Annotated in this window: 16 protein-coding genes; 2 read left to right on the top strand and 14 right to left on the bottom strand. The window is 43.6% G+C overall.

The annotated features are described in order from the left end of the window. Positions 1-40 precede the first annotated feature (40 nt). The 10 genes from GMES_RS13195 to ccmA are packed head-to-tail and all read right to left on the bottom strand — an operon-like array spanning position 41 to position 7,960. The gene (locus tag GMES_RS13195; RefSeq protein WP_006993206.1) at positions 41-808 is read right to left on the bottom strand and encodes an MlaA family lipoprotein; all 768 of its coding nucleotides are present in this window, start codon (positions 806-808) and stop codon (positions 41-43) included. Next, entirely contained in the window at positions 805-2,142 is a 1,338-nt protein-coding gene (gene ccmI / locus GMES_RS13200) for a c-type cytochrome biogenesis protein CcmI (protein WP_006993207.1), read from the bottom strand. The genes GMES_RS13195 and ccmI overlap by 4 nt, the downstream gene beginning before the upstream one ends. Continuing rightward, positions 2,139-2,588 (bottom strand): cytochrome c-type biogenesis protein, encoded by a 450-nt coding sequence (locus tag GMES_RS13205; protein WP_006993208.1) that lies wholly within the window; start codon positions 2,586-2,588, stop codon positions 2,139-2,141. The genes ccmI and GMES_RS13205 overlap by 4 nt, the downstream gene beginning before the upstream one ends. Beyond that, on the bottom strand, positions 2,585-3,157 hold the full coding sequence (locus GMES_RS13210) for a redoxin family protein (protein ID WP_006993209.1): 573 nt from the start codon (positions 3,155-3,157) through the stop codon (positions 2,585-2,587). Before GMES_RS13210 ends, GMES_RS13205 begins: the two co-directional genes overlap by 4 nt. Further along, on the bottom strand, positions 3,154-5,187 hold the full coding sequence (locus GMES_RS13215) for a heme lyase CcmF/NrfE family subunit (protein ID WP_006993210.1): 2,034 nt from the start codon (positions 5,185-5,187) through the stop codon (positions 3,154-3,156). Before GMES_RS13215 ends, GMES_RS13210 begins: the two co-directional genes overlap by 4 nt. A 1-nt stretch (position 5,188) precedes the next feature. Then, positions 5,189-5,683 (bottom strand): cytochrome c maturation protein CcmE, encoded by a 495-nt coding sequence (ccmE, locus tag GMES_RS13220; protein ID WP_006993211.1) that lies wholly within the window; start codon positions 5,681-5,683, stop codon positions 5,189-5,191. Beyond that, complete coding sequence (ccmD, locus tag GMES_RS13225; protein WP_006993212.1) at positions 5,680-5,916, bottom strand: heme exporter protein CcmD; 237 nt, start codon at positions 5,914-5,916, stop codon at positions 5,680-5,682. Before ccmD ends, ccmE begins: the two co-directional genes overlap by 4 nt. Positions 5,917-5,919: 3 nt before the next feature. Continuing rightward, positions 5,920-6,666 carry a heme ABC transporter permease gene (locus tag GMES_RS13230; protein WP_006993213.1) on the bottom strand — a complete coding sequence of 249 codons (747 nt, stop codon included), beginning with the start codon at positions 6,664-6,666 and terminating at the stop codon, positions 5,920-5,922. Continuing rightward, the gene (gene ccmB, locus GMES_RS13235; RefSeq protein WP_006993214.1) at positions 6,666-7,334 is read right to left on the bottom strand and encodes a heme exporter protein CcmB; all 669 of its coding nucleotides are present in this window, start codon (positions 7,332-7,334) and stop codon (positions 6,666-6,668) included. The genes GMES_RS13230 and ccmB overlap by 1 nt, the downstream gene beginning before the upstream one ends. Continuing rightward, positions 7,331-7,960 (bottom strand): cytochrome c biogenesis heme-transporting ATPase CcmA, encoded by a 630-nt coding sequence (ccmA, locus tag GMES_RS13240; RefSeq protein WP_006993215.1) that lies wholly within the window; start codon positions 7,958-7,960, stop codon positions 7,331-7,333. Before ccmA ends, ccmB begins: the two co-directional genes overlap by 4 nt. Positions 7,961-8,593: 633 nt before the next feature. Between ccmA and fliK the strand changes: the two genes are divergently transcribed. Next, on the top strand, positions 8,594-11,215 hold the full coding sequence (gene fliK, locus GMES_RS13245) for a flagellar hook-length control protein FliK (protein ID WP_006993216.1): 2,622 nt from the start codon (positions 8,594-8,596) through the stop codon (positions 11,213-11,215). A gap of 31 nt (positions 11,216-11,246) precedes the next feature. After that, positions 11,247-11,579, top strand: a complete 333-nt coding sequence (locus tag GMES_RS13250; protein WP_006993217.1) for an EscU/YscU/HrcU family type III secretion system export apparatus switch protein — start codon at positions 11,247-11,249, stop codon at positions 11,577-11,579. A gap of 79 nt (positions 11,580-11,658) precedes the next feature. Here GMES_RS13250 and GMES_RS13255 read toward each other — a convergent pair whose 3' ends face one another. The 4 genes from GMES_RS13255 to GMES_RS13270 form a co-directional block, all read right to left on the bottom strand. Beyond that, positions 11,659-12,534: a cupin-like domain-containing protein gene (locus tag GMES_RS13255; protein ID WP_006993218.1), complete on the bottom strand. Its 876-nt coding sequence runs from the start codon at positions 12,532-12,534 to the stop codon at positions 11,659-11,661. A 266-nt stretch (positions 12,535-12,800) separates the two neighbouring features. Beyond that, the gene (locus GMES_RS13260) at positions 12,801-13,622 is read right to left on the bottom strand and encodes an Npun_F0296 family exosortase-dependent surface protein (protein ID WP_006993220.1); all 822 of its coding nucleotides are present in this window, start codon (positions 13,620-13,622) and stop codon (positions 12,801-12,803) included. A gap of 682 nt (positions 13,623-14,304) precedes the next feature. Beyond that, entirely contained in the window at positions 14,305-15,336 is a 1,032-nt protein-coding gene (gene recA / locus GMES_RS13265; protein WP_006993221.1) for a recombinase RecA, read from the bottom strand. A gap of 337 nt (positions 15,337-15,673) precedes the next feature. Further along, complete coding sequence (locus GMES_RS13270) at positions 15,674-16,078, bottom strand: GFA family protein (protein WP_039987418.1); 405 nt, start codon at positions 16,076-16,078, stop codon at positions 15,674-15,676. Positions 16,079-16,095: the final 17 nt, after the last annotated feature.

The following is a 16,095-nucleotide window of genomic DNA, read 5'->3' on the forward strand; positions in this document are numbered from 1 at the left end:
TCTTTGGCAGATTTATACTTTTATCAGTTATGCTTTAGGTTTAATCAAGGCTATTCAAGTACGCATCAATATCATCTTCTAACGCTTCTTCTTCTTGCGTTTTTTCCACTTGTCCGTCTTTCACTTTAAACTCTAAGTTTTGGAAATAGGCATTTTTAACAAAGCTGTACGGATCGGCAGATTGCTCAAGCTGCTGCTCTTGAGACATCAACGTGGCGCGACTCTCAAGTACCTTAATACCCGTTCTAAAAGCAGAAAAGTAAAAGTTAAGCGCATCTAGCGGGGTATAGGAAGTATCTACAATGTCCCCCACTCCACTTCGAATATCATTAGGGCCTAAAGCCGGTATCATCAAGTACGGACCCGTACCGACGCCCCATTTACCCAATGTTTCACCGAACTCTTCTTCATGACGTACTAAGCCCAATTCAGTTGCGACATCGATCGTGCCTAAAAGCCCCACAGTCGAATTCAGCAAGAAACGACCAATACTGATCAACATGCCATCAGGCTTGCCTTGCAGTAAGTTATTCAAAGAGTTAGAAGGCTCTTCAAGATTCAGCGCCGCATTGAATAATCCAGTACGAGCGAATTGCGGCGTGTAATCAACATAAACCACTGTTACTGGTCGCAATACATAGTTATCAAGAATGTCGTAGTTGAAGTCCCAAAATGTGCGGTTAACCGATTCAAACGGATCTTTCGGGTCGTTATATTCTTGCGCTTGTTCGTTTGCTTTGTTACTTGACGCACAGCCTCCTAAGGCCAATAACACAAAAAATAGTGTGCCTATTTTTAGTTTATTCACGGTAATTCCTCATTGATTAATATCGTGTATTGTTCGTTTTTCGATTTATTAAGTGTTATCTCTAACGTTCCTTGTAAATCACCGCTTGTTTTCATGACATTGCCAGATTCGGATATTTTAGCCACCAAGCGCACTTGTGACAATTGCGACAAGGTTAGCGTGGGCATCACAGCGTTCGCATCTGACAATTCCACCGTAATCGGTAACTCGCTCATGGGCATTTTCACTACTGCAGCTGGCATTCTGCTGCCACCACTTGCATCTTGCGCATAAACAAACAAAAAACCATTTTGCGGTATTTTAGCAGTAAGTGACTTATCCAAGGTAACGTTAACACTCACTATTACACGCGCGCTATCTGGCTCTGCTGCTGAAGGCTGCTGCTCCGCTGACCGCTCTTTACCTGCTGTCGGCGCTCTACCCGCTGATGGCTCTTTACCCGCTAAAGGCTCCTGCTTAGCCAGCGATTCCGGAGTCGCTACTGTATTCCCTTCTAGCTGGGCTATTTGCGCCTCGATTGATTGATATATCGGCGCCTCTTTAGGCACAAACGCTTTTAATCGCTGCCAGGTTTCAATTGCTAATGCTTTGTCACCTTGTTGGGTAGCCGCCATCGCCAACATACCCAATGCTCCGGTGTTCTGCGGATCTAACTCTAATATGCGGTTCAAATACACTTTAGCCTGAGCCAGATAACTTTCTTGATTCACCATTAATAGCATTTGACTGTAACTGGCTAGCGTTTCGATATTGTCAGGTTCAATTGCAAGTGCTCGCTCAAAGGCATCCATCGCGCTTTCAACACGATTAGTAGCCACATATACACGGCCAAGGAGCGTCCAACCTATAGCATCATCTTCACTGCTAGTAAGCTTAGTTCTTAGGCCCAGCGCGAATTGCTGCAGATCTTCTTCGGTGACTGAGGCGTCACCTTGCGTCACAATGCGCTCAGCCAATTCCGGTAGCTGTGCTTTGGCATCTTGCCAGTTATTCAATGCTGATACATTGTTCACCTGAAAGTACAATACAGCGACTCCGACCACACTTAGCAAACCACCAATAAGCAATACTCCGCGAGCGGAGGTAGCATTCTGAGTCTGTGAGTCTTGCTCGTCGAGCAAAGCAATTTTCAGATCTTTCTCTGTTTCTAATCGGTCTTCATGACTTAGCAAGCCTTCATGCTCTTCCCGTTCCAGCTCAAGCAAACGTTGCCGAATTAAACGGGTATTAGTTAATGTATCTTGGCGTTTTCGCCCTTCTACTAACCAAGGAAATACAACGAAACCCGCCGCTACGAGTAACAAAACGATCCCCGTTATCCAAAATACGCTCACTTATCTTCCTCCAGCAACTTTTCCGCGGCTTGCAGCTTAGTCTCATCTTGGCTTACTGGTTTTTGCTGGCGACTGCGCACCACAAAAACAATGCCGAAACAGACAAAAAACGCAGGCAACAACCATAACCAAACCGTAGTTGCGTTCACAGGCGGCTGGTAATAAACAAAGTCACCATAACGCTGCTTCATATAATCAATAATTTGCTCGCGAGACTGCCCTTCGTTGACTAGCTGATACACCTTCCGGCGCAGGTCGGCAGCTATCATGGCGTCTGAATCGGCGATATTTTGGTTTTGACACATAGGGCAGCGCAGCTCTTTGGTTAACTCGAAGAACAACGCACTTTGCGCATCTGTTTCAAACTGGTAAGTTTCTTCACTGGCCAAGATTGAGGTACTTAGCACAGTTAACAGAACCAATATAAGGGTTTTAAAACGTATCATTCTGCAATCAACTCCTGATATACAGACTCAAACTTGTTCTGCCACACTCTAGGGTTAATATCGCCAATGTGGTGTAAACGCACTTTACCTTGTTTGTCGATTAAGAAAGTCTCAGGAGCGCCCGTAACACCTAAATCTAATGATAGGTCACGCTTTACATCAAAAATATTGTAGGCGTAAGGATCACCTAATTGACCAAGTTTCTGCTCAACTTCTTGCTGCACTCTTTCGACGGTTTTAATGCCAAAGTCTGGGTCGATGTCTTGGTCGTAATACAAACCGACTATGTGTTTGCCTTCGTTTTTTAATTGTTCTAAAAACGGAATTTCCACAGCGCAGGTAACGCACCACACGCCCCACACATTGAGTAAGGTCACGTTGCCCACGAACACTTCTGTGGTGTAGGTTAAATCGGTGTTCATCAAATCAGGCAATACAAAACTCGGAACGGGTTTGTTCAACAAAGTTGATTCGTGCTCTCGAGGGTTGCTAAACAACCCTTGAAACAAGAATATCGCTAAGCCCGCAAACAGAATTAAAGGCAATACGAATAACGAAATCTTTCTCATGATTGAGACTCCACTGCATCTTGAGAAGCTAGCGCTTCTGGCGCGTTCACTTTTGCTTTGTGTTTAACGACTTTCTTGCTCGCTAGTTTTTGCATGCGATAACGCTTATCTGAAATAGACAAAATGCCACCAAATCCCATGATGAAAGCGCCAGCCCAAATCCAGTTTACGAACGGTTTTACGTAGATGCGCAAAGCCCAATCGCCATCGTCAAGTTGCTCGCCAAGGGCCACGAACAAGTCCCGGTGAATATTCGAATCAATCCCAGCTTCAGTCATCACATTGCGCTGAACCGTGTAAATACGTTTTTCAGCTTCTAGGTTAGCGACTACTTCACCGTCTTGTTTCGCCACTACATGCGCTTGATAGCCCGTATAATTCGGCCCTTTAACATTACTTACACCATTAAAGGTAAAGTCATAACCCATGAGTTGAACGGTTTCGCCATACGCCATGCGCACGTGTTTTTCTTGGTTGTAGTTACTCACCAAAGTGATACCAATAATACTGACAGCGAAGCCTAAGTGGCCGACCACCATGCCCCAATGGCTAGGCGTCAATTTACCCAAGGCCGAGAAAATCGGTTGTTGTGACAGTTTTTTATCAGCATTAATGCGTTGGTGTATTTCCATGATCGTGGTGACCACAATCCAGAACCCCATAACCATGCCTAACGCCGCCATGTAGGACGTTTGCTCGAAATTCGCAGTTACCAATATCGCAGCAGACAAGCTCAGTGCAAACGCAATCAACAACTGCTTATACAGCGCCGAGGGTGCTTGATTCTTCCAGCGTGACAATGGCCCGATGCCCATCAGTAATACAAATGGCACAATCAAATAGCTAAACATTTGATTAAAGAAAGGGGCGCCTATAGAAATAGACCCCAGGCCTAACTCTTTGTGCACTAGTGGTAAAAGTGTTCCTAATAACACCACCAAACAGGCCGCGGTCAGAAACACGTTGTTCCCAGCGAGCATCACCTCACGAGAGAATAACTGGTAACGCCCAGCGCCTTTTAGCTGTGGTGCACGTAATGCAAACAGCAATAAAGAGCCACCTATTACCACCACCAACAAGCCAAGAATAAACATGCCGCGGCTTGGATCACTGGCAAAGGAATGCACTGATACCAAAATACCTGAGCGCACCAAAAACGTTCCAAGTAGGCTCAGTGAGAATGCTGCGATCGCCAGTAATACTGTCCACGATTTAAATACTTTGCGTTTTTCGGTCACCGCCAAGCTGTGCATTAAAGCTGTGCCAACAAGCCAAGGCATAAACGAGGCATTTTCGACAGGATCCCAGAACCACCATCCGCCCCAACCAAGTTCGTAATACGCCCACCAACTGCCTAGTGCGATCCCTACGGTCAGAAACGACCATGCAGCAATCGTCCATGGGCGAGACCAGCGCGCCCAGGTTGAGTCTAACTGCCCAGAAATTAACGCGGCTAAGGCGAACGCGAAGGCGACAGAAAACCCAACATAGCCCATATACAACATAGGCGGGTGAATGATCATGCCAAAGTCTTGCAACAGCGGGTTTAAGTCACGTCCATCAACAGGGTAGAACGGCAACAACACATCAAACGGATTCGAAGTGAGTAGCATAAATAAGTAAAAGCCGATGGCGACCATACCAAGAATAGACAACACACGGGCGACCATTTTCAGCTCTATCGCTTTACTGAATAAGGCGACGGCCACAGTCCAAATTGAAAAGATCATCACCCACAGCAAAAACGAACCTTCGTGCCCGCCCCACACAGCTGTGTATTTATAAACAAGCGGTAATGTACTGTTAGAAGTACTCGCCACATACGCTAGGCTAAAGTCATCATGCACAAATGCCCAGGTTAAACAGATATAAGCAAACAGCGTAAAGGCGAACATCCCAATGGCGAGAGGTTTAGCCATTTGCATCAGTTTTAAGTGGTCTTTTTGTGCGCCCCACAAAGGATAAATAGCGAGCGATATCGCCATTAGCAATGCTAAAACAAGAGAGATATTTCCTAGCTCAGCAACCATATTAACCGCTCACTTTTGGTGTTGAGTATGCTTGTTCAGGCTTTACGTGCTTGATGCCTTTCATTTTTTCAGCCAACTCTGGGGGCATGTATTCTTCATCGTGTTTTGCCAGCACCTCATGCGCTTCAATATGATTCGAAGCCGTCAATACGCCAGTGGCAACAATACCCTGCCCTTCACGGAATAAGTCAGGTAATAACCCTTGATAACTGACGGTCACCGCTGGCCCTGTGTCTACTAAATCAAAACTTACCGCCAAGCTGTCATTGTCACGCTTTACAGAGCCGGGAACCACCATACCGCCAATACGTAAGCGCTGGCCTACTTGAGGGATTTCCTTTGCCTGGCCAATTTGCTTACCGTCGATGACTTCCGAAGGCGTGTAAAACAAATCAATGTTTTGACTCAGGGCATAAAGCATTAAGCCGATTGCTGCGCCGATTACCAATACGATAGCGGATATCACTATCAGGCGTTTTTGACGTCTAGGGTTCATTTGTTTACTTCCTCGTTTTGTAGCGACGCTTGCGCTGCAGCAGTCGCCTTCGCCGCTTTAATACGCGTTTTTCGGGCCTGCTCTTTTTCAACGGCATTAAATAATACTTTTTTTTGCCGAACTGCATCAAAAGCGAGAACAGCTAGCGCCATCAGACTAACGCCGAAAGACAGCCACACATAGAATCCGTAACCGCCCATATTTAAAAATGCACTAACACTTTCAAACTGCATGCATTATTTCCTCTTCGTTTGAGTAACTAACGATTGAACCCAAGGGCGATGCAGCTCACGACGTAATATTTCGTTCTGTAAGCGCCGAATGAATATAGCGCCCATCACCAACGCCAGTCCCAGAATGCTTATCAACAAAGGCCAGAGCATTTCCGGCGCAACGGATGGCTTATCGAATTTAGTGATACTCGCGCCTTGATGTAAGGTATTCCACCACTCCACAGAAAAATGAATAATAGGCAAATTGATTACGCCTACCAGTGCCATCACACCTGCGGCTTTGCCTGCCTGCTGCTTATCCTCAAATGAGGCATACAAAGAAATAACGCCCAAGTACAAAAATAATAAAATCAACTCAGAAGTTAAGCGCGCATCCCATACCCACCAAGTGCCCCACATGGGTTTACCCCAGGCAGCGCCGGTGAACAACGCGATAAAAGTCACTACTGCCCCAATTGGCGCTAGCGCTATCATGGCCATAAATGCAGTACGCACCTGCCAAACCAACCCTATAAAAGCTGAAATCGCCATCGCACTATATGCACCCATAGATAAAATCGCGCTAGGCACGTGAATATAGATAATCCGGAAGGAATCCCCTTGCTGATAATCAGAGGGAGCAAAAGCAAGGCCCCATATCATCCCAACAGTAAAAGAAATGAAAGCTGAAATGACAAACCAAGGTAGTAAGCGCTCACATAGCTGGTAAGCATTTTGGGTTTTCGCATAGGGATGTAACCATTTCCACATCAGTTTTGACTCACTCGTAATGCGTAGGCAATAGCGAAGGGCGCCAAAGCCAAGGAGATTAAGAACATTGCACCAATAATGGCTAATTGTGCCGTATACGGTAATTGTAATGACGCAGCTTCTACCGCTGCAGTAGCAAAAATAAGTAACGGAATAAACACCGGCAATAGCAGCAGCGCTAATAACACGCCCCCTCGATTAAGCCCTAGGGTTAATCCGACGGCAATTGCCCCCACTAAACTCAACAGTGGCGTACCCAATAAGAGCGTACTTAACAACGCCCAATACATTGGCTCAGTTAGATTTAAAAAAAGCGCTAAAAGAGGTGATAACAACAAAAGTGGAACAATACTGGTGAGCCAATGGGTAAACACTTTAACCAATGCCACAAACGGCAATGGCGTGGCTGACAACATTATTTGCTCAAGTGAGCCATCGTTATAATCATCTTTAAACAAACGCTCCATACCGAGCAACGAGGATAATATCGCTGCAACCCATATCACTCCAGGCCCAACCTTTTGCAACGTAGCTGGGTTTGGCCCGATGCCCAAAGGAAACAAGCTTATTACCAATATGAAAAACATCATTGGCTGCATCAGCTCTGAACGCTGGCGATAGGCCAAAGCCAAATCACGGGCGAATATCGCTTTTAGTGCAATTCTCATATGCGATATTCCAACTGCAACTCTTTTGTTGGGTAATCTACATCTAACGCTTGATGAGATGTCATTACCACACACCCACCTTGCTGCAAATGCTCAATAATTCGAGTGTTTAACAGCGCAATCCCTTGTACGTCTAGCGCAGTGAATGGTTCATCTAAAATCCATACAGTGGCAGCGGTTTTTAACCAAAATCTCGCCAATGCAACACGTCTTTGCTGTCCTGCCGATAAATTACTCACCGGTACATCTTCTAAACCCACTAACCCTAGTACACTCAAAATATCGTAGATTGCGTTTTTAGTTGTCATCACGTTGTGCTGACAACACCAATACATTAAATTCTCAAGTGGGTTTAAACTGCGGTTAATGCCTAAAGCATGGCCAAAATAGAGTAAGTCACTTTGGTAAGTCTCACGATTTTGCATAATGTTTTGCCCACGGTACGCAACCGAGCCGCTGTCAGCGTTTACTAATCCGGTTAATACTCTCAACAGACTTGTTTTGCCCGCACCATTTGGCCCCTTGATATACATCAAATCCCCCGCAGAAACAGAGATATTTATCTCATCAAACAGCAGCCTATCGCGCTTTGAAACAGATAATTGATGGGCAGAAAGTAGCGGCAAAACAGTCCCTAGGTAAACAAATAGTTAGACAAAAAAACGCTGTGATAATACCACAGCCCGACAATCTGGAATACTCAGAAAATAAAAATAAGTCGTATCAATTCATGTACTAAAGTTGCTATTTTAAGGTACTAAAGAATGAATCGAATAAAAACGCCATCACTTTGATAACGATATTAAAGGCAGCAATGTGAATCCCATCGGTGGTATGCACCAGTCATATAGTGCCCATAGTCAAAAAACGCTGTTAATTCCCGTGCTAGTGCAAGACTAAAAGACCCTAAGAGCTACAGGGTTGGAATAATACCATTCCCCGTTAATAACCTGATCAATCAGCTAGAGCTTAAAAGGGCTTAACCAAGGCACATGACTGACAGCTCTTTATTAAAAGACAACTAGCTCTTTTGAAGTCATGCAACGCAGTGTAAGTCCTTTTAAACTCGCCTGACAGGAATTCCCCAGCGGCTTTTGCTCTGCGATATCACTATTTGAAAGGGAATTACCCTTACTATATAGCAACGCATTATCCAAAAACCGCTGGACGCATTCTGAGGGGTACTTATTAATGCGGATTGGTATAAGAGCATGCTACATTTAAATTAATATTATTCGCTAACAGCCGATATACGATATATGTCAGATAGCCCCCCTATTTCCTCAACGCAGACGGCGCAAGCTACTCAAAAAGCGAAGGTCGCCGCAAGCACCAGTGGGCTAAGTTCAGAGGCCGTCGTCAAGCAAGTATCACCAGCCCTTGTTACGGTCAGTTCGACGGCGCAAGGTCAGCCTGTTCCGCTAGCTACAAGCGAGATTAAGGGTCACCTCGACCCAAAGCAGCGCTATAACGTTAGTGTTACTAGTGATGTTGCCAACACAGCCACTTCTAGTAAGGCAACATCGACTAAAGCAATTTCACAAGCCTCCACCGCAGCTTCACTGTTAGCGGCTCAGGTTTCGACAGGCTCTCAACCCGCCGTGGGCACTCAACCCGCGGTGGGCTCTCAACAAGCGGTGGGCACTCAACAAGCGATTAACACTCCGGTCCTAGTATTCACCAGTACCCATACAGCAAATACTAGTCAAATTAATGCTACGATAAACAGCCAGCAATTAGAGCGGATTTTAAGCTTACCACCCAGTCAAATACAGGCTGCTCGCATTCCTCCGACATTATTGACCTCTCAAGCTCAAGTCGTCGCAATCGATGCTAAGTTTACAACATTAAAGTTTATAAGCTCGGCAGCTCAGCAAAGCTCGAGTGTGAGTTTATCTATCTCTGCCCCAGCTCCTAATCCTCTCAGAAACGGGGAAATACTCAATGTGCAGCTTAAACCGGTTGGCAACCAGTGGCAGATAATACTTAATAGCCATAACAGTGGTTCTCAAGGCATTATCGCCAAAGCGACCAATGATCAGATCTCCCCTGTACTCAAACAGATGCTTGTTGACGCAGCCTCAAAGATGCCAGCACAAGGCAATACACTACACCCTCGACAGAATGCTTTAAACCCGAATCAATCATCACCTCATATAGCGATTGATAGCAAGACTTTGAGTCGCGTTCTGACATCGACTCCAGCCGTGATACGCGAAGCGAATATCGGCGCAATTATTTCACAGCCGAATCTCAATGCTGAGCAGAATATTAAAAATAATTTTATATTAATGGCCTCTTTACAAAGTACACCCGCAGCAAAATTACGGCTGGCGATAAGTACAGATGGGGGGGCGGTAATACAAAATACTGACATGCTTCACACTGCGACCACAAAACCGGCTGCCCAAATAAACATAACCGAGAAAAATATCAGCAGCATACTCTCATTGTTAAAAACACTAAATGTACCAGTGGACCCGCAAACACAAAGAGCACTTCTGCATATTGCTAGTAACAGTGCGGATAAGTCAGCCGCTGCCATCATAGATCCTATGAAGAATTTGCCCATAGATAAGAAAGACTCAGAGCTACGCTCAAGTAACCAGCCAATAGATAGATCACAAAGCCATATATCAAAGTTAGCGGTATCCGCTGCCTCATCCTTTCGCCAAGGAATAAATCAATTTCTGAACAACATCACGGGCGAGCAGCAAGTGACTGCAAAGGCTATAAACCCTGCAGCGGCCAATACCATTTTACCAAGTAGCAGTAAGCCTGAGAGCACCTCAAAATTTACAGCAATACACTCTACTGATAGCACGACAGCTAAAACAACAGCAATTGGCAGTCAACATGAAACTTCAGTCAACAATGAACAGGTTGAGAAAGCGAATATTGTCGTCCCGCAAATGACAACGAAGGTTAAAGCACAAGCAATAGAGGTGCTACATTCGTTATTACGCGTTGTACAAGCAAGAGCCGAACAGCCCAGTGAATCATTAACCAGAATAGCCAGCGCGCTAAACGATACGCAGTTTATTGAGGAGCCTGGGGTAAAAGCTCTTAAAGAAAATGTATTGGAACTAATAAAAAAAAATGTACCTCAAGGTAAAGAGCAAGACGCCAATCAGATACGTCAGCTGTTAACAAACCAAGCACTGAGTTTAAGTGCCACACAAATTGTAAGTCCAGTTGCCGGACAGGGCATGTTGAGTGGTTTAGTCACGTTAATACAAATATCTCTGGCATCGCGCTTTGCACGCAACCAACCTCACCAAAGCGAGAAACTATCCCAAGGGATTAATTCGCTTTTTAGTTCTGAAGCTAGTGCAGTTTCTGGTAAAACGAATAACAGCGCCCCGGTCAATCCAAAGGGTTTGAATGAGTTTGCTCAGCTAGAACAGAAGCATCAAATTCTACGCGAAATAAGCCGATTATTTGCCGGTCATCAAAGTAGTAAAATTGGCAATGCCGAGCAACTCCTGCAAGGTCAAGACAGTTTTTACTACACCTTGCCCTCTGCGTTTGGCAACAAACTGCACGATATCGAGCTATTAGTCAGGCGTGAAAGCGAGTCGTCAAAGGACGGGAAAGAGAATGAAAACGACAACAATCGAATTTGGCATTTGACCATGAAGTTAAGTGCCGGTGATTTGGGTGAGTTGTTGACCAAAGCTAAATTGCGCCAAGGTACACTAGAGCTAGACTTTTATACCTCAAATGAGCAAACCAAACACCAAGTGATGAACTACCTACCTTTATTCAATAAACGCCTGACTGCGTTAGGAATAGAAGTCACGAAAACCCAGTGTCAATTAGGGAAAATCCCTGACACGTTACGCCAACGTCCTTACCACCTGCTGCAGACTAAAGTTTAGCCATGCTAATTCGAATTTAAATAGGTATCCCGTGACCGACAATACAGATAAAGACAACTCGAAAGCCAGAAGTGCCGTCGCACTGAAACACCATGAAGGTGATAAAAAGAATGCGCCTCAGGTGGTTGCAAAAGGCTTCGGCGACTTAGCAGATGAAATCATTACACTGGCGAAAGAAAGTGGTGTTTTGATCCACGAAGATCCGTACTTAAGTGAATTTTTAGCGAGTTTGGATTTAGGTCAAGAAATCCCAGAAGAGCTATACCACGTGATTGCCGAACTCATCAGCTTCTCTTACGTCCTGCAGGGCAAATACCCAGAGAGCTGGGCAAAGGATTACAACAAGGTGTCGAAAAAGGTATAAAGACGATGCTACTAATTTACTTTTTCTATCACGCTTTATTTACAGTTATGTAATTCACTAACCTAGTAACTAAACTACTCTATTTAACTTTAAAATTATTTTTAGAAAAGTCGTTTGCTCTACTTTTTATCTGAGTAGCTAGGAACAGTAATCGAGGGTAACCGCACAGCTCTTTTAGTAACCGCCCTAACATTCTAGATGTACCTACATTTTTACTGTATGTATCTATCAGCTCCTTTCCCTGACCGCCGTAACTGGAAAACTCATCAGGGAAAAAGGCTTTATTTATCATAGGCATAGATTTTCTTAATTTAACAATCTCTACCTCTCTACGGCCTAATATACTAGATTCATTAGGTGTCCTTGGGGTCAATACCCAATTCAAATTCAAATTTACAGGAGCAATTGAGTGTACTTCGTGATACCAGTAACGCGGTAAAAAAAGTACATCCCCACTTTCAGTATGAAAATCATAAAAATCATACTTGTCAGGATCATAGGTAAAGTTCTTACCAACAGAACCAGCAAACATGAAAGGAATATTAGGCAAAGGTGTATTCGGCGAGGTTAATACCCAGCGTTTTTTGCCTATAACTTGCTGATTAAGCCCATGCAAACTATTACCGTCGTAGTGAGGTAATGTCACATGTCCCCCTGGTTGCATAAATAAACGCATGGGGGATTTTCGCACGGACATATCCTCTCTAGCTAACAAGGATTTGACTATCTCAGGTATGCGGATTGGACCATCGTCTACTAGATCAGAATCGAACCAGCCTGCTTCTCGTTTATTTTCATCACTGAAATTTTCGACAACGTATTCAGGAGTCAGTATTGCGGAATCAAAAGTTTTCACCCCGCGGATAACAATAGGCTTCTCTGGAAGCAAATATGAGTTTACAAATTCCTCATAGCTTAAATCGTCAATATTTTTCTTTTCGATCTCTAATTTCATCACATAATACCTTCGACAATTGTGTCGTTGAATCGCCCTTTAAGAAAGACTTTACCAGCTTACAGATCAAAGTCTATTCACATAAGGTTGTAGATAAAATATAGCTCAATGGCAGTCGAATAAAAATATCGCTAAAACTCTACCAACTAATAGGTATTTAGTACGAGTTAGAATTGGCTGCTCAAGGGAGCACTCAAGTGCTTATCTTCTTTATAGGCACAAAAAAAGCCGAACATGTCGGCTTTTTTTACAAAGTTGAAAATAACTTATTTTTTGAATTTTCTGCTGAAGCTAAGACCTAGCAAACCTAAACCAAGGAATGCTAAACCTGCAGGAGCAGGAACTGGGCGATTAGCTAAACCAACAACGATGTTATCAAATTCACCGGCAATACCAGTACTTGAAATTACAACACGGTCAAATGCGTCAGCAAAAGAGAAATCGATGTTTACATATAGGTTTGTATCAGGATCAGTTTGGTTACCCGCATTCGCAGCTGTAGTCAAATCATCACCACTAATTGTTTCGATTAATGTGCCACCTGAGTAGAAACTAAAATCGTTATACTCATCAATAGAACCCCAATAGAAGCCGATATAAGTTATGCCTACATCGCCTTGAGAGGCTAAGAATGCAGAGTAATCAATTGTTACCGAAGCAGGTAATTGACCGCCGATAGCCGGAGTATGACCGTAACACGTGTCGTCATTTGCAGGCGAAGCAGCACCATTGACTACGTCATCGTTACGTACACCTAAACCACCTACACTTGAGGTCACCATAATACCGCTACCTGTACCATTTACTGCACAACCAGTCCCTGCGGCGCCAGCAGCATTATACTGTGTATCACCTGCACCTGCACCATCAACACCTGTTGCAGTATCAAAAGTTTCAACGAAGAAACCGTTTGATCCGTCATTAATGACGTGAGATGGGTCTATAACGTTGCTGCTTGTAAGACCTGAACCATCAGTAGCAGCTTGACCACCAAATGAAATAGTTGCAGCGCTTGCTTGTGAGCTGACTACGATTGCAAGTAGCGCAGCTGTAGAAACGAATTTTTTTGAACTGAAGAAGTTTTTCATAATGTTTATCCCTTAAAGACGAATTAATGTACCAGCGAATTTAAAATTGCAAATAATACTGCTCGCGATTTATCACACTACCTGCTTGGCGAATTAAAAGCACTTAGCGTGCCAATTATAAAAAAAACATATAAATCAACAGGTAATAAAATTTAACTTATTCGTTAAAAGCGATCATGTAAATTATATTGACAGCGAATTCGTCATTTTTTAAACACTTTAAACACGCATTCAGTCTGGTTAATAAAAAGGGCATATCAAATGTGCTCTAGATTAGAACAATTCCTAAAGGAATTAGCTGCTAGTTACTACCGAAGAGCCCTTCACTTAATGTCGACCTTGGACCGCCTCTCTTGAGTAGCAGTGCATAAAGACACATTTGTTCAACTATAGCGTGCGAAGCCTAAGCACAGAGTTATGCTGTATGTAGATACTTTTCGCCATATGCCTCTACTTCGGCTAAAACCAACGCTCTCCACTGAATTGATAAAAAACCTAACAATACATTTCTGAGATTAGGTCGAGACTTTCTTTTTGGTGCGCTGTGAGCGATAAATATAAAACGTACCTATAGCATTCCTTGTGCTAGCACCTTAATAATTTACAACAAAAACAAAAAACCGCCTTTCGGCGGTTTTATATATTAATTGATAAATTGGCAGCTAATTATCTAAACTCAGCTTTATTCTTCGTCAGCTTTTACAGGCTCTTCTGCTTTAACAGTTTTCTTTAATAGCAGTTCAGCACGAAGCTTTTGCTCAATGTCGTTAGACATTTCGGTATGTTCTTTAAGGTATTTAACCACATTGGCTTTACCTTGACCGATACGTTCGCCGTTATAGCTGTACCACGCGCCCGCTTTTTCAACCAGCTTCTGCTTAACGCCTAAATCAATCAATTCGGCTTCTTTACAGATCCCTTGACCGTACATGATCTGGAACTCAGCTTGTTTAAATGGCGGAGCCACTTTATTTTTAACCACTTTTACCCGAGTTTCATTACCTACAACTTCATCACCGTCTTTAATCGCACCGATACGGCGAATATCTAAACGTACTGACGCGTAGAACTTAAGAGCGTTACCACCAGTAGTTGTTTCAGGTGAACCAAACATCACACCAATTTTCATACGAATTTGGTTAATGAATATCACTAAGGTGTTCGAACGTTTAATATTACCCGTTAGCTTACGCAAGGCTTGTGACATCAAACGGGCTTGCAAGCCAACGTGTGAATCCCCCATATCACCTTCAATTTCAGCCTTTGGCGTCAATGCCGCTACAGAATCGACTACAACCACATCAACTGCGCCTGAGCGAACTAACATGTCACAAATTTCTAACGCTTGTTCACCGGTGTCTGGCTGTGACACTAATAAATCATCAATATTAACACCCAACTTACCAGCATAAATTGGATCAAGCGCATGCTCAGCATCAACAAACGCACAGGTTTTACCCATTTTTTGCGCTTCAGCAATGGCTTGTAAGGTAAGCGTGGTTTTACCTGAAGACTCTGGGCCGTATATTTCAACCACTCGTCCACACGGTAAACCGCCTATGCCTAAGGCGATATCAATAGTTAAAGAACCTGTAGATACGGCTTCAATATCCATTGCTTGGTTGTCGCCCAAGCGCATGATTGCGCCTTTGCCGAATTGTTTTTCGATTTGACCAAGAGCGGCGGTTAGCGCGCGAGTTTTGTTATCGTCCATCAGTATGTCCTATGGTTCAGCCCGTGCACTTACACTTGGTTAAAGTCTAAATCGACACAGATAATTGAAATTATATGGGCGTAGTATACTGTACAACCATACAGTTACAAGTCACTTTATGAAAATATTAGTAAACGATGAGTTCGACTCTGTATAAAGGCATGGCCTATAGAGAAACAACTTATAAAGGCATAGAAACTGTGAACAATGTGGGACAGGAGCAAGATCGCAATCATAGAATGGCTAGACTTTAATGCTTAACCTCTTTTATTTCAATGCTGGCGAAGGTTTAGCTTGAGTCTATTTATTACGTGTTAATTAGTGCCCCCGTAATTGGCTAATCGGGCATCGAATCAAATTTTTTGCATGCAGTGATTGAGTCGTACCATGAAGCTCGTTCAGCATAAAAAATATGACTTAGTGGTCTAATATTAGGCTCACTGTCTAAGCTACCAGCAGGCACAACCAAGGCTTTACCAGACAAAGACTTATAAGGTACAGCGCTACCACATTCACTACAGAACGCATTGGAAATACTGCGCCCAGGAACATTAAAGCGCTTAATGATAGCTTCTCCAGTGAGCCAGGCAATATTGTCAACATCTGTAAACAAGTTTGCCGCATATGCCGAGCCAGTTGCCTTTTGACATTGTGTACAATGGCATAAGTGGAAGTGACTGAAATCATTTTCGCATGTAAACGTGACCCTATTACACAAACAGCTACCCAATACTTGCTTCATTAGCTTCTCATCAATTA

Source organism: Paraglaciecola mesophila KMM 241 (assembly GCF_000315015.1).
GTDB classification, from domain to species: domain Bacteria; phylum Pseudomonadota; class Gammaproteobacteria; order Enterobacterales; family Alteromonadaceae; genus Paraglaciecola; species Paraglaciecola mesophila.

What these genes read in the sequence shown, in the direction of transcription:
- fliK (WP_006993216.1), top strand. Translation starts at nt 8,594, where the DNA reads ATGTCAGATAGCCCCCCTATTTCCTCAACGCAGACGGCGCAAGCTACT.
- ccmB (WP_006993214.1), bottom strand. Translation starts at nt 7,334, where the DNA reads ATGAGAATTGCACTAAAAGCGATATTCGCCCGTGATTTGGCTTTGGCC.
- GMES_RS13270 (WP_039987418.1), bottom strand. Translation starts at nt 16,078, where the DNA reads ATGAAGCAAGTATTGGGTAGCTGTTTGTGTAATAGGGTCACGTTTACA.
- GMES_RS13255 (WP_006993218.1), bottom strand. Translation starts at nt 12,534, where the DNA reads ATGAAATTAGAGATCGAAAAGAAAAATATTGACGATTTAAGCTATGAG.
- GMES_RS13215 (WP_006993210.1), bottom strand. Translation starts at nt 5,187, where the DNA reads ATGGTTGCTGAGCTAGGAAATATCTCTCTTGTTTTAGCATTGCTAATG.
- ccmE (WP_006993211.1), bottom strand. Translation starts at nt 5,683, where the DNA reads ATGAACCCTAGACGTCAAAAACGCCTGATAGTGATATCCGCTATCGTA.
- GMES_RS13210 (WP_006993209.1), bottom strand. Translation starts at nt 3,157, where the DNA reads ATGAGAAAGATTTCGTTATTCGTATTGCCTTTAATTCTGTTTGCGGGC.
- GMES_RS13205 (WP_006993208.1), bottom strand. Translation starts at nt 2,588, where the DNA reads ATGATACGTTTTAAAACCCTTATATTGGTTCTGTTAACTGTGCTAAGT.
- recA (WP_006993221.1), bottom strand. Translation starts at nt 15,336, where the DNA reads ATGGACGATAACAAAACTCGCGCGCTAACCGCCGCTCTTGGTCAAATC.
- GMES_RS13260 (WP_006993220.1), bottom strand. Translation starts at nt 13,622, where the DNA reads ATGAAAAACTTCTTCAGTTCAAAAAAATTCGTTTCTACAGCTGCGCTA.
- ccmD (WP_006993212.1), bottom strand. Translation starts at nt 5,916, where the DNA reads ATGCAGTTTGAAAGTGTTAGTGCATTTTTAAATATGGGCGGTTACGGA.
- GMES_RS13230 (WP_006993213.1), bottom strand. Translation starts at nt 6,666, where the DNA reads ATGTGGAAATGGTTACATCCCTATGCGAAAACCCAAAATGCTTACCAG.